General features: G+C 65.0%; 16 protein-coding genes and 1 pseudogene. 9 read left to right on the plus strand and 8 right to left on the minus strand.

The genetic code is table 11. The features are described 5' to 3' along the window. Nucleotides 1–61 precede the first annotated feature (61 nt). From ltrA to RALTA_RS27245, 8 genes are all read right to left on the minus strand, one after another. The gene (gene ltrA, locus RALTA_RS27210; RefSeq protein WP_012354520.1) at nucleotides 62–1,459 is read right to left on the minus strand and encodes a group II intron reverse transcriptase/maturase; all 1,398 of its coding nucleotides are present in this window, start codon (nucleotides 1,457–1,459) and stop codon (nucleotides 62–64) included. Between the two features lie 510 nt (nucleotides 1,460–1,969). After that, nucleotides 1,970–2,677, minus strand: coding sequence for a hypothetical protein (locus RALTA_RS27215; RefSeq protein WP_012354521.1), 708 nt, complete (start codon nucleotides 2,675–2,677; stop codon nucleotides 1,970–1,972). A gap of 1 nt (nucleotide 2,678) precedes the next feature. Beyond that, nucleotides 2,679–3,470, minus strand: a complete 792-nt coding sequence (locus tag RALTA_RS27220) for a hypothetical protein (protein ID WP_012354522.1) — start codon at nucleotides 3,468–3,470, stop codon at nucleotides 2,679–2,681. Between the two features lie 87 nt (nucleotides 3,471–3,557). Further along, a complete protein-coding gene (locus tag RALTA_RS27225) occupies nucleotides 3,558–3,791 on the minus strand; it encodes a hypothetical protein (protein WP_012354523.1) in 234 nt (77 codons plus the stop codon). Nucleotides 3,792–3,802: 11 nt separating this feature from the next. Beyond that, nucleotides 3,803–4,288: a hypothetical protein gene (locus tag RALTA_RS27230; protein ID WP_012354524.1), complete on the minus strand. Its 486-nt coding sequence runs from the start codon at nucleotides 4,286–4,288 to the stop codon at nucleotides 3,803–3,805. 113 nt (nucleotides 4,289–4,401) lie between these two features. Further along, complete coding sequence (locus RALTA_RS27235; protein ID WP_012354525.1) at nucleotides 4,402–4,779, minus strand: AbrB/MazE/SpoVT family DNA-binding domain-containing protein; 378 nt, start codon at nucleotides 4,777–4,779, stop codon at nucleotides 4,402–4,404. Nucleotides 4,780–4,859: 80 nt separating this feature from the next. Continuing rightward, nucleotides 4,860–5,069, minus strand: a complete 210-nt coding sequence (locus RALTA_RS27240) for a hypothetical protein (protein ID WP_012354526.1) — start codon at nucleotides 5,067–5,069, stop codon at nucleotides 4,860–4,862. Between the two features lie 153 nt (nucleotides 5,070–5,222). Further along, the gene (locus tag RALTA_RS27245; RefSeq protein ID WP_012354527.1) at nucleotides 5,223–5,747 is read right to left on the minus strand and encodes a hypothetical protein; all 525 of its coding nucleotides are present in this window, start codon (nucleotides 5,745–5,747) and stop codon (nucleotides 5,223–5,225) included. A 161-nt stretch (nucleotides 5,748–5,908) separates the two neighbouring features. Here RALTA_RS27245 and RALTA_RS27250 point away from each other — a divergent pair, with 161 nt between their 5' ends. From RALTA_RS27250 to RALTA_RS27285, 9 genes and pseudogenes are all read left to right on the plus strand, one after another. Next, a complete protein-coding gene (locus RALTA_RS27250) occupies nucleotides 5,909–6,352 on the plus strand; it encodes a hypothetical protein (RefSeq protein WP_018004055.1) in 444 nt (147 codons plus the stop codon). After that, nucleotides 6,349–7,810: pseudogene (locus tag RALTA_RS27255) on the plus strand (3'-5' exonuclease). The gene RALTA_RS27250 and the pseudogene RALTA_RS27255 overlap by 4 nt, the downstream one beginning before the upstream one ends. Before the next feature lie 12 nt (nucleotides 7,811–7,822). Then, entirely contained in the window at nucleotides 7,823–9,037 is a 1,215-nt protein-coding gene (locus RALTA_RS27260) for a DUF1173 family protein (protein WP_012354529.1), read from the plus strand. After that, a complete protein-coding gene (locus RALTA_RS27265) occupies nucleotides 9,034–9,414 on the plus strand; it encodes a hypothetical protein (RefSeq protein WP_012354530.1) in 381 nt (126 codons plus the stop codon). The genes RALTA_RS27260 and RALTA_RS27265 overlap by 4 nt, the downstream gene beginning before the upstream one ends. A 32-nt stretch (nucleotides 9,415–9,446) precedes the next feature. Continuing rightward, on the plus strand, nucleotides 9,447–9,818 hold the full coding sequence (locus RALTA_RS30865) for a hypothetical protein (protein WP_012354531.1): 372 nt from the start codon (nucleotides 9,447–9,449) through the stop codon (nucleotides 9,816–9,818). Then, the gene (locus RALTA_RS27270) at nucleotides 9,815–10,936 is read left to right on the plus strand and encodes a phage Gp37/Gp68 family protein (RefSeq protein ID WP_012354532.1); all 1,122 of its coding nucleotides are present in this window, start codon (nucleotides 9,815–9,817) and stop codon (nucleotides 10,934–10,936) included. The genes RALTA_RS30865 and RALTA_RS27270 overlap by 4 nt, the downstream gene beginning before the upstream one ends. Beyond that, entirely contained in the window at nucleotides 10,933–12,177 is a 1,245-nt protein-coding gene (locus RALTA_RS27275; RefSeq protein ID WP_012354533.1) for a site-specific DNA-methyltransferase, read from the plus strand. Before RALTA_RS27270 ends, RALTA_RS27275 begins: the two co-directional genes overlap by 4 nt. 2 nt (nucleotides 12,178–12,179) lie before the next feature. Beyond that, nucleotides 12,180–12,386: a hypothetical protein gene (locus RALTA_RS27280; RefSeq protein ID WP_012354534.1), complete on the plus strand. Its 207-nt coding sequence runs from the start codon at nucleotides 12,180–12,182 to the stop codon at nucleotides 12,384–12,386. A 132-nt stretch (nucleotides 12,387–12,518) separates the two neighbouring features. After that, the gene (locus tag RALTA_RS27285; protein ID WP_025586689.1) at nucleotides 12,519–13,106 is read left to right on the plus strand and encodes a Lar family restriction alleviation protein; all 588 of its coding nucleotides are present in this window, start codon (nucleotides 12,519–12,521) and stop codon (nucleotides 13,104–13,106) included. Nucleotides 13,107–13,109 lie beyond the last annotated feature (3 nt).

Below are 13,109 nucleotides of genomic sequence, written 5' to 3' on the forward strand. Positions count from 1 at the left end.
GTGAGGGGTCACCCCCTCAGCCCTCTCACACCACCGTACGTGCGGTTCCGCATACGGCGGTTCACGAACGAGACTGCAAGCGCTGCTGAGTATCCAGCAGCGAGATCAACCCCAAGGCGTCGAAGTAGCCCTTCGGGAAGGCCGCGCCCATGTGGCGAGCCCCGGCATTCCACCATGGGCCCTGCCCGTTGCGAGCCGAGTGCCACGCGCGATCCTCCGTTAAGCCTTGCCGACGCAGCATCACAGTGCGGGTAGCACGGCTCTTGGCCTGCCGCCATAGCAAGCACCGCAGCCGGCGCCGTATCCACCCGTCCAGCTCCTCCAATGGCCGCTTGCTCTGGGTGTGCTGGAAGTACCCGATCCACCCGCGCAGCACCGGATTCAGCACCGCTATCGTGTGAGCCAGGCTCCTTCCTCGCCCTTTGCGCATCAGTTCCTTGATTCGTCCGGTCAGTCTTTGCAGACTTTCCGGGGCAATACGCAGCTTGGCCTGACGATGCGCTGTCAGGCTGTAGCCCAGGAACTTGCGTGCCCAAGGCCGCGCACAGGCACTCTTGGCCTCATTGACCTGCAGATTCAGCCGCTCCGCAAGGAACGTCATCATCCCGGCCAACAGCCTCTGTCCTGCTGCCTGGCTTCGGACGTAGATATTGCAGTCGTCCGCGTAGCGACAGAACGCCAACCCCCGCTTCTCGAGTTCACGGTCCCAATCCGTCAGCAGAATGTTCGACAGCAGCGGCGACAGCGGCCCGCCCTGCGGCGTGCCCTGCCTCCTCGCCTCGACCACCCCGCCACGCATTAGCCCCGCTTCCAGATACCGCCGGATCAGCTTGAGCACCCGGACATCCTTCACTTGCCGTGCCACCCGCGACATCAGGATGTCGTGGTTGACCCGGTCGAAGAACTTCTCAAGGTCGATGTCCACCACCCATCGCCGGCCTTCCTGCACGTACCGCTGTGCCTGCAAGACCGCCTGCTGGGCGCTGCGCCTCGGCCTGAAGCCATAGCTCGACTCGGAGAACCCCGGTTCGTAGAGCGGTTGGAGAACCTGCAGCAGCGCCTGCTGGATCAGCCGGTCCACCACCGTCGGGATGCCCAGTGTCCTCACCCCGCCCGAAGGCTTGGGAATGTCCACCGCGCGCACCGACTGCGGGATGTACTGACCACCCAGCAACGCCGCCCTGACGCTTGGCCAGCTCACCTTCAGCCAGTCACGCAACGCCGTCACCTCCAAGGCATCCACCCCGGCCGCACCGCCATTGCCGACCACCCTCCGGTACGCCAGCCACATGTTGCTTCTCTCGACCACCGCCTCCATCAGCGATGGCGCCCGCGCTTTCGTTTGCCCAACAGCCGCCGTGCCAGCCTCCGCACCCCCATCGGCCCCGGGCAGGTTCCGCCCGCCTTCCTCCGCTGTGGGCTGCACTCGTTCGTGCATTTGGGCTTCGTCGGTAAGCATCGAGGTCTGTCGTCCTAATCGCGCTCATTCATGTTCGGCCCTTCAGCGCCAACGGCTCGCCTAATATGGCCTCTGCTGACTTCTGCACCGCCATCCCGACACCTCTCGACGCCGGTAGCACCGTGGCAGCGGTACAGATCTCCCCGGGTATGACGCACCCACCTTCACGCTTATGCCTGTCGGATCTACGCCGCACCGTTCCGTGCAAGTACTGGGCTTTGGCCCTTTTTGCTGCCTTACCCAGATGCGTCGCCTCATATCCGCTTCCTGTTCGTCAGGCCAGCGCTTTGCCTCGGGCTTCCTTCAGACCCCCAGTCGCCCGGGGAACCCTTGCCTATGGCTAACACTTCCCCTTGCCGGGTGTGTAAGGGACTTTCACCCTCAAGTGAGTGCGCCCTGCCGGGCGCACAAAAAGAAAATGCCCCGTCGTCGACGGGGCAGGAGAAGGTGCCAAGCTGCTTAGGCAGCAGCCGGCTCTTGCAGGTGCTGGGCGACGAAGGCTAGAAGGCCTTATCCGAGACGCGCGGCGAACCGCAATTCCCAGTACTCGTTGTATTGCAGGACGTCCAACCCTGGGAAAGTCCGCCGCTGCTGCGCAGCGAATACCTCACCATGGTCGAACTGGCGCAGGCAACCTGCCAGGGCGGGCTCGCCCGCATCCTGCGCATACGCGGCCAGCGCTAGCAAGGCCGCGCGCACGTCGGCATGCGCGTCTGCTGCAACGCGCCGTGACGGACGCGCGGCAGCCACAGGCAACGAAGGCGCCTTGAGCCGCAGCCGCACGACTTTGGCGTGCCGGCGCACGGCATTGGGCTGATCGAACTGCAGCGCCGCAGCGAGCGTCTCGGCGACCTGCCGGTACGCCAACGCGCGGCCGCTGGCCTGGTACCGCTCGGCAAGCACCCGCCAGTAGCGGTCGAGATCGGGCGTATCGCCGGCGCGGATGGCCTCCCAGATGTTCGGGTGGCCGTTCACCGGAATGCGCGTCTCGTCGATGCACACGGGTGCGCCTTCGATGCCGAACTCCTTGCTTGCCCGATCGATCAGGCTCGCAACGAGGCGTCGAAGGAACCGACGAAAGTCGCCAGCCTGGTCGATAGGCACGGGAACGATCGTCGCATCGGCGCGGACCTGCGCGGCAAGCGCGCAGACCCGGTCATAGGCATCGAGCGAAGCGCCCTGCGCCGAGCGAAACGCCTCAACAAGCGCGTTGTACATCTCAGTGCCGTTCCTGCATGGCGTCCTGGCCGTACTCGCCCACGAACAGCATGAGCGGTTCAGCCAACTCGTGCGAGAACTTAAACTCCCACTTGTCGTTGTAGAGCGTGATGTCGAGGCCCGGCATGGACATCTTCTCGCGTGAGGTGTATTCCAGCTGATGCAGATCGATTCGCTGCAGCATGCTCGCCAGCACCGCGTTACCCGCCTTTCCGGCGAAGGTAGCCAGGCCTGACAGGCAGTCTGCCGTGGGCTGCGTGCTGTAGTAACCAACCCTGCGGCGGGCAGATTTCCACCCCGCCTCGGAATGGACGCTCTTTTTGAGCACGACGCCGGACGCGGTGCGCTTCACTTCCGCATTCCGGTGCAAGCCGAAGCCACGGACAATGCGTGCCGCAGCTTGCCGGTACGCGGTGGTGGCACCGCCGTCGCCGTTGTAGTACGCGCTGAGGGATGCCCAGAGCTGGTCGACATCGGGGATATTGCCTTTTTTCAGCGCCTTGCCGATATCCAGTCCGGCGCGGTCGAACTCGGCCTGGTTGTCGATATCGAGTCGCGCCCCCACCGGGGCGAACTCGCGACGCGCGCGGCTGACAACGTTCCCAGCCAGCGCGAAGCAGAACTTCTCAAGTTCGTCGTCCTGGCGGTACTCGGAACGCACGCCGACTGCAAAGAACGGCTCGCCTGCGCCTGTGCTGGCCAGCGCCTCGCGCTCAAACTGCGCGGCATCCTGGTAAGCCTGGCGGGCCGTACGCTGGGCCGCAATGAATTTCTCAATGATCTGGTTGTACATGTCGGTCTCTCAAGGAATATGGGAGACCGCCCCGTCGGGATGGTCTCCCGAGGGAATGAATCGGTGAATCAGGGCGGACGGAACCGCTTAAGTGGCCAGTTCCATCCAGCGCTGGGCGGACTCGCGGCTCATGTCGGTGGAGGCTTCCAGACGGACAGTGGCGCGGCCGCCATCGGGCGGGGTTTTGACTTCGTCTTCGCCTGCACCTTCGAGGTCATGGTCGACGACGATCACGGGGACGTGGGAGTCACTCCCAACGTACTGCACCAGGCCGCCGTCCAGATGCACAACGATCGTCGGCTTCGCAAGGGTGTTGGTCATGGCGTGGCCCCTCAGTGAATCGAGATGGCGCGGCCGATCGGCATGGGCATGAATCCCAGTGCCCACCACATCGCAGCCGGATGATTCGGAAAATCAGGAATCTCCGTACGCTGGAAGATGTCCGGTACAAGCTCGATCGCCGAGGGGCGGGCCCTCACCGTTTCGCGCCATTTCCCCTGCAAGCGCAGCCAGGTCAATTCGGCGCGAGCGATGTGATCCCATTCGCTGGGTAACAACGACTCGTTGAACAGGTCGGCGCCTTCCGCGGTTATAACGGCAACCACTTCGTGATAGCGGCCGAGTTCATGCGGGAAGCCGCGGCGGACAAACCGCAGGACTGTGGGATCCGGATTGCCGAAGATGCGCTGCAGCTGCCGGATGTACACCGCGCACTCGCGCCGCGAGCGTTCGCTGTAGTCGTCGCGACCAACCTGCGCGCACGCCTCCTCGGCCGGCACCGGGCCGACTTCAATTTCGATGGTGTTGAGTTTAAACATGGCGTTACCTCGAGAAAGTGGGAACGCCCCCACCGGGGGCGTTCCCGATGGGTGATTGAGTCCGGAAGCGCGAATGCGACCGGATTGGTGTGCCTAGATGGCGATAACCTGGTTCAACTGCTCACATGCCGCAGCGTAGACGTTGGATAGCGAGGCGCTGCGGGCATAGCCTCGCCGCCGTGCTTCGCGGGATCGAACAATGCCAGCTTTTCGGCGAGCGTCAGGCTGCGATGGCCGACCGGCTTGACAGTGACCCCAACGTCAGCCACTGCGACCTCTACGGCAAGGCCTTCCGTGAAATGCGCGGCACGCGCCGCACTGGTGGGGATGCGCACGGCGAGGGCGCTGCCCCATTTCTGGATCGTAAGTGTTGCGGACTTGGACATGGCAACCACCTGTCGGAATGTAGAGACGAGTTTATACATGGAGACACCATGCATAAACACCGTCTCGCCTTTGCCGCCCGGATTGGAGAAACGCCTGGAGGTCATACGTTTCCTCGCAAGGCGGGATACGCCCCACCGGAGAGTATTTCCCGGTGGGTAGTGGAATCGGCCGCTGGCCTGAGCGGTCACGCGGCGGCAGCAGGCTTCCGGTCCAGACCCAGCAGCTTCGCGAGAAGCCAGCTGATCAGCACCAGAAACTCGATCTCCGCAACGATGTGCACTTGCATGGCAGCAAGGCTATCGTCCTCGGTAGTACAAAGAAAGAAGAGGACCGCGAACAGGTTGATGACGGTCGCGAGGACAGCCAGCGCGGTGATACGGGAGAAGATACGCATGGAAGGGCTCCTGAAATGGAGCCTTCCCCATTGGGAAAAACCCCAATGGGTGGAAATGAAGATGGCCGGTACGCCGGCAAGGTCGATGCGCTGATGCGCGGAGAATCGGACGAATCTTACCCTGCCTGCCAGCGCGGGACAAGAATCGGATGCTTAGCGCGCGCACGCTGCCGCCTCGCGCGCCCGGCGGTTGGCCTCGCGGATGCGATTGACCACTGCCCAGCGCCGCTGCTCGACCTCCTCCGGATTTTCGAGCTTGGCATAGTCCTGCACCGGCCCCTCGCCCACGAAGGGCTTGTAGTCCTGGGGCAGCTTGCCTTCGGCCTTGGCCTTCTCACGCTGCATGCGACCCAGCCCATCGCTTGTCTCCGTGATCGCTACATAGTCCCACCGCGCTGGCACGGCCGCCTCGGAGAACCAGATCTCTCCCTCGCCCTGCCCCACGATGGCGACCACGTCGTAGACGCTGCCCACAGGCGATGGGATAGCACGAACCTCGAAACGCAGCACCTCCGGCCGTGGATGCCAGAACACCCGGTCCAGGTAGCGCTTGAACGTGAACGCATCCAGTCGGGCGATCTCGCCGTACTGCGGCTCGCCGGGCGCGATGAACTCCGGTTCGTGCTTCGGGCGGTTGCCCAGGGAGATTTCCCGGGAAGTCGGATTGCGGGATGACATGGGGGATTTCGGTAAAAGACGCCCGAAATTCTAACGCTTTCGGCGCCTACGCCGGCAGGACACCTCGGAAAATGGTTGGCGGCGAACTTCGCCCGCCCGCCGCCTTGACTTCGGCGCGGGGCCGGTATCTTGGTCTTAGACCACTCCATTCCTTGCCGCCCATGCGATTCACACGACTCGGACGCCACGACCCTATCGACTTTAACGCCCGCCGCCAGGCCGCCTTCGCGCGCAAGCAGCAGCGCGAGCGCGACCGATATCCGCTCTTCGCGGAACACGTGGCCGCCGAACAGCACTCGGCCGACGAGGAACTGGCTCGCCGCCAGCAGCGCTCCGACAGGCTCGAAACGACGATGCGCGGACTGCACGCCCGCGTCTGGCGCGAGAAACGCGCCGTCTACTTCTCGCTGACAGCCGAGCAGCGGGCTGACGTTCGCGCCAAGTGGCAGGCCTGGACCGGGCCCACCAGCGCCCTCTACTTCGCCTATATCGTTGACAAAGTTAGCGGCGAGGCCGCACGGCGCGCCGAGGCCTCCCGCGCGCACGCGCTGACCATCCGGCGACGGGTTCTTGCGCGCCTGCCGGAACAACTGGAGATGGCATGACTCCTACCGCCGAACAAGAGTGTGTCGTGGAGGCGGTGCGTGCCGGTGGCGCCGTCAAGGTCAAGGCGTACGCCGGCGCCGGCAAGACCTCCACGTTGCGCATGGCCGCTGAGGCCCGCGGCCGCGCGCGTGGCCTGTATCTGGCCTTCAATCGGGAGATCGCCAACGAAGCGGCCCGCAAGTTTCCGCAGAACACCCGTTGCCGCACCGTGCATTCGCTCGCCTACAGCGCCACGCGCCCGGAGATCACGCGCAAGCTCAGGAATCCGGTCGAGCCACCCCATCAACTGGCGATCCGCTACGGCTTCGGTAAACTACGCCTGCCCCACCACCATCGGCAAGGATCTGGAACTCAGCCCGAGCAAGGTCGCCCGGATGGTGATGGACGGCGCCGCGCGCTTCTGCCGCTCCGCCCAGGCAGAGCCGCTCGCTTGGCACATCCCGGTCGAGGCGATCGTCAAGGAAGAGGAAGCCGAGCACCTGCGCGAATCGCTGCTGCCGTATGTAAAGCGGCTCTGGGATGAATATCTTGATCCGAATGCGCCGTCTGCCATCGCCCACGACGTCTATGTCAAGCTGTTTGAGCGCAGCCGGCCGCGCATCGGCGCCGACTTCATCCTGTTCGACGAAGCGCAAGATGCCGACGGCCTGATGCTGTCGGTGCTGCGCGCGCAACAGGCGCAGGTCATCTACGTGGGCGATCCCTACCAGCAGATCTATGAGTGGCGCGGCGCTGTCAACGCCATGGACCATATCCGTGCCCCGGAATGCGCGCTGACCGAGTCGTTCCGGTTCGGCCCGGCCATTGCACAGCTGGCCAGCCGCGTGCTGCGGCTGATGGATGAGGACACGCCAGTGCGCGGCCAGGACCACGTCGAGTCCCGAATTCTGCACGATTCGACCTCAGGCCACGACCGCTTCGACGCGATCCTTTGCCGCAAGAACGCCACGGTCCTGACCCATCTGGCCGAGGGCATCGGCCGCGGCGACCGCGTCGCCGGACGGGCCAACGTCGACGAGCTCCGGGCGTTCGCCGACGGCGCCGAGCAGCTGATGCGCGGCCAGCGCATTGGCTACCCAGCCACCCTCGCCTTGTTCGAGACCTGGGAGGAGGTTCAGGAGTACGCCGAGTCGTTCGCCGGCCGCGACCTGAAGCCGCTGGTGCAGCTGATCGACAACGAGGGGGTGGACTATCTGCGCCTGATCCTCACCCGCGTGTCCCCAGAGGACGAAGCCGACTACATCGTGTCCACCGTCCACCGCGCCAAGGGCCTTGAGTGGGACCGCGTGCAGCTCGCCGGCGACTTCAAATTCAGGAACGGCGACGACGGCAAGTTGACCATGGCGCCGGAAGAAATGCGGCTGCTCTACGTCGCCATGACCCGCGCCAAGCGTCTACTCGACGTCAGCGAGATCCGGCGCGATCTGTACACCATGTTCCGGGAAGCCGGCGTCTAAGGAGAGGAATCCATGATCACCGTGCGCATTGGCGGGAACGAGTTTCCGCTCGACGATGTACTGGAAGATCCCGGCCGTTACGCGCGTCACCTCGAGCGCGCGAAGACGGTCCAGGGTTTTGCGGAATGCGAATGCAGCACTCGGCGCCCACGGCCCAAGCTGGTGATTCGCCGACATCGGGACATCTTCCTGCTCGCGCGCTGGCCGGAACAGGCACACCACCATGCTGCAGGCTGCCCATTCAACCGCCAGGCGCTGGCCAAGTCGGGCGCGAGCGACAACCTGGACCCGTTCCGGATGAAGGACGGCCACCATGACATCCGCCTCGATGCCTCGCTCTCGGTCAGCGCGCACACCCCAGCCAAGACCGTCCAGCGCCTCCCCAAAGGGCAGAGCACGAAGCCGCAACGGCGTTCGGCGGGGCTGCTTGCGTTTCTGGAATACGCCTGGGAGCAAGCAGGGCTGAACGTATGGCCGGGAACGGGTTCGCGCGGCTGGAACGCCTGCTGGTCACAGCTGACAACGGAGCTGGCAGAATGCCGTATCAACGGAAAGCCGGCCGATGGGCTGCTGCACGTCATGCAACGGTGGGACCCGAGCCGCAGGACGGAGATCCTGGCGGAGTTCGAAGCATGGCAGGGCAGGCTCACGTCCACTCCGGCCGGCAATCCGCGCGGCATCGTGATCGGCGAAATCGAATCCCACGGCACGACCCAGTTCGGTGGCAAGTTCGTGCTGCGCCAAAGTACCCAGCGCTTCTTCATGGCCGCCGACCTCTACGCGCGCCTGCAGGTGTCGTTCGGGGGCGCCCTGTCCGGCATCGGCAAGGCAGAACAGCGTTGCGTCGCCGTCCTGCTGGTCGAGCGGTCGAAATCAGGCTACCTGACGGTGGTCGATGCCGCGGCCATGCTGGCCAACCGCCAGTTCCTGCCTTGTGACTCGTCATACGAGGTTGCCATGGCTGACTATCTGGTCGGCCTGCAGCGGGCATTCCGCAAACCGCTGCGCCACATTGGCCGAGCCGCCGTGCATCCCGACTTTGTGTTGACCGACGTGGCTCCTGAGGCCGTCATCGAAGTCCTTGGCATGACGGGCAATGCGGACTACGACGCCAGGCTCGCGCAAAAGCAGGCGTTCTACCGCGCCAACGGCGTGCCGGTGATCGAATGGCGCCCTCAGGACCAGCAGATCACGTGTGTCCGGCTGCCCCGGCCGAGCGCTGCATGAGCAGCCGGGCACCACTGGGCATGAACCGTGCGTATCTGAAGGCAGTTCAGCTGGTGCACCAGTACCGCGCCGCATCTGTCCCGCTTGTCCAGCGGCATCTCGGCATCGGCGCCGAGCACGCCGAGTCGCTGCTGGCGCGCATGGCAACAGAGACCACTGTGGTCCGGCGAATGCCCAACGGACTCTATCTCTACGTGGGCGAAATCGTCGCTGACGAGCTCACTGCACTGTACGGATTTGCCGAAGAGGTCCTCGCTGTCATCGCCTCCGGCGAAATCGACGTGGACGCACTCAGAGCCGCCGCGGTGAAGTTCGGCCTTTCGGCCCCACGTGACGCGCCTCCCTACACCTGCTTGACTTTGCCCGCGATTGGATAGGCTGGAAGCATCCCTCACCTTCCACCGACCCGATGGGCTACATCAATCCCCTCCTGCGTCTACCCGCTGCACAGCAGCTCCTGCGCCTCCCACCAGAGCAACGCCGAGCCATCGCTGCGGTGCTCCACGAACTGCGCGAGGCATCGAACGCCGAAGCCGAATTGTCCTGGCGCCGTCGCAAAGGCCCCATGGCGGCGTATTGGCGTGCCGTCTCAACCTACGCCCGGCATTTTGTACATGCGCTCACGCAGCACTGCGAGTGTCCGCACGAATCGTCCTCGGTGGCTGATTCCCCTTCTGCCACAGACACCGGCACAGCCGCGAATCAGCAGGCCAGGGATTTTGCTTTTCCATCCCATACCCGGGACACCCGAACCATGGACATGTTCGAGAAAACGAAATGAGCGAAAACACCAAGATCGAATGGACCGACCACAGCTGGAATCCCTGGGAAGGCTGCCAGCGGGTTGGCCCCGGCTGCGACCACTGCTACGCTGAGGCCCGCAACGCACGCTTCGGCGGTGGCCAATCCCAAAACTGGGGCCCCGGTGCGCCCCGCCGGCGCACATCCGCCGCCAACTGGCGCAAGCCCTTGCACTGGAACGCTGCGCACGACGCCTTCGCCGCGGTACACGGGCGCCGGCAACGCGTCTTCTGCGCGAGTCTGGCCGATGTGTTCGACAACGAGGTGCCGATCGAGTGGTTCATCGATATGCTCGATGTCTGGCGCCAGACGCCGAACCTGGACAAGCTCGTGCTGACCAAGCGCATCGGCAACGCCACGAAGCGATTGGGCGATGCGTTCAACACGCTGATGCTGTGCGACGACTGTGCGGACAATCCCCTCGTTCCGTGGCTGGCTACGTGGATCGCCGGCAATGCCCCCGCCGATATCTGGCTGGGCGCAACCGTGGTGAACCAGGTGGAAGCCGACCGCGACATCCCGAAGCTTCTGCGCGCGCCGGCAAAGACGCGGTTTCTCTCGATGGAACCGCTGCTCGGGCATGTCGACGTGTTCTCGACTCTGACCGGTGAACTGCTGCATACCTCCGGCAACGACTATGCGCCGGGCTCCCTGGACTGGATCATCGTGGGCGGTGAGAGCGGCACGGGTGCCCGGCCGATGCATCCGGCATGGCCGCGCTCGTTGCGTGACCAATGCGCGGCAGCCGGCGTGCCCTTCCTCTTCAAACAATGGGGGCACTGGCATACGGCAGTCGTGGACCGTTCCTCCAGTGAGCCGGTCTTCCGCGAGTTCGCCAGCTTTCAGCAATGGGTCAACAAGGCGCAGACGTGGATCGCCGGCGGGATTTGCCTCGACAGGCATGGCGCGCAGCTCGAGCGCGGTCAAGATTTCATGCGCGCCCGCGACGAGGGCCGGTTCCCCGTGACGGTGATGCACGCGGTGGGCAAGAAAGCGGTGGGCCGGCTGCTCGACGGCGCCGTGCACGACGCCTTCCCTGTGACGTCGTTCGACGTCGCGGCAGCATGCGAGCGTGCGCTTGCACGGGGCGCTGCATGATGGAGCAGTTGAAACTGTTCGGACACGTGGCAGCAGCGTTCGCCGACGCGCCAGCCGAAGGCATCGCCACCGCCCAGCTCTACGATGCCGTGGCGACCGCGGTCGGGATCGATCTCGCCCAGGCTCAGGCCAAAGTCCCGATCGGCGCCGCTGGCACCCTGCACAGCCCGTTCAAGCGCGCCGTGCGCTGGCATCAGCAGACGCTGAAGGCCATGGGCGTCGTGGAGCGCATTCCGGACCGCGCCGGATTCTGGCGGCTGACGCAGCCTGTTACGCACGAGCTCGACCGCGCCGCCAACGGCGTTCGGCTTGTCGCCTTCAGCACCACCCTGGGTGTGGCCGTCTGGGCGCGCCACGAGGAAATCTTCCGCGGCCTTGGCGAACCGATTGCGCTGTGCGTCACCTCGCCGCCGTACCCGCTGCGCCAGGCCCGGGCCTACGGCAATCCCACGGAAGCGCAGTATGTCGACTTCCTGTGCAAGGCCCTCGAGCCGATCGTCGCAGGGCTTGTGCCAGGCGGCAGCATTGTCCTCAATGTGTCGAACGACATCTTCGAGCCGCGCAGCCCAGCCCGCTCGCTCTATATAGAGCGCCTCACGCTGGCCTTGCATGACCGGCTTGGCCTTTCCCTGATGGGCCGCGTCCCCTGGGTCAACTACAGCAAGCCGCCCGGGCCGACCCGATGGGCCTGCGTCGACCGTGTCCAGCTCGCCTCCGCCTACGAACCGGTGCTGTGGTTCACCAACGATCCGTCGTGCGTGCGCGCGGACAACCGCCAGCTCCTCGAGGCCCACACCGCCCGGCACCGCCAACTGATGGCCGCCGGCGGAGAGACTCGTAACGCGGTGTATGGCGACGGCGCCTATCGCATCCGGGCAAGCGCCTTCGGCAATCAGACTGCGGGCCGCCTGCCCCGCAATGTCATCGAGCGGGGTCACAACTGCGCGGACACCCGGGCTTACCGCCGCGCCGCGCAGTCTCTCGGCCTGCCGACCCACGGCGCCATGCAGCCGACCGACATTCCGGATTTCTTTACGCGATTCCTGTCCCGGCCGGGCGACCTGGTGGTCGATCCTTTCGGCGGGACGATCCGCACCGGCCTGGCCGCCGAGCGCCTGGGAAGGCGATGGATCGCCACGGAATGGATTCTGCAGTACGTTCGAGGCGCCGCCGAACTGTTCCGGCAAGCCGACGGATTCCAGATGCACCCGGCCCTACAATGGGCCACCCAACCGAGATAGGCATGCCTCAGTACAACGACAACGACCGCGAATACCCGGAACCGGAAACCGTCCTCGCCATTCGGGGAGCGATCACCACCGGCCAGTTGGGGGGCCCCATGGGCCCACCCGGCCATTGGCTCAACGAATTCTGGCAGATCGGAGCCGCGCTACGCGACCATGCCGAGATCCTGCAGGCTTCGAGAACACCGCGCGCCAGGAAGTCCTGAACACCACAGCCGGCTATCTGGCCATCGACGCGGCATAGCAGGACCGCTGTTCGAACGCTTCATCACACTGGACCGCTGGGCGCCGCCCTCGGGGCAGGCATAATGCCGGCATTTCCGACCCTGACCTTTCCCATGCCCAGCGGCCTCCTACAATGCGCCCACTGCGATGGCGCCCCCACCTATATCGCCGGCCGTCTCCAGGCGGTCATCGTCTGTGAAGAATGCGGCATCTCGACGCCTCCCGTCACCATGGATGCGGACAAGAACACCGCCTTCACCCGGCTAAGCGCCATCTGGAATAGCCGCGTCGAGCATCGCCCTGCCGACCAGGAAGCCGTATCGATGATGTCGCGCCGCGCGCTCACCAGCTCAGACATCCCCTACTTCCTGAACCTGCTCGCGGCGACCACCTCGGACTGGGAGACGGTTGGCCCCAAGTTCGCCGCCATGGCCGCGGCTCTCGCCCAGCCGGGCTACGAGTTCAAGCACGTGGACCCGCCCGAGACCGTGGTGTCGCAGGCTGCCCGCTATCAGAAGCTGCTCCAGCGCGCCAGGATCATCTACGTCGACGGCGCGCCCATGGTCCGCTTCGAGCCAGTGCCGGCGCTGTGCGCCGAGATCGCAGAGGAGGCACTGGCCGACCGGGAATGGCCGCTCTTCGACTTGCACGAGTTCATCGGCAAGGCCATCGATGGCGTGCCGGACCATTGGCAGCCGTGACGC

The organism is Cupriavidus taiwanensis LMG 19424 (assembly GCF_000069785.1).
In the GTDB taxonomy this organism is placed as follows: Bacteria; Pseudomonadota; Gammaproteobacteria; order Burkholderiales; family Burkholderiaceae; genus Cupriavidus; species Cupriavidus taiwanensis.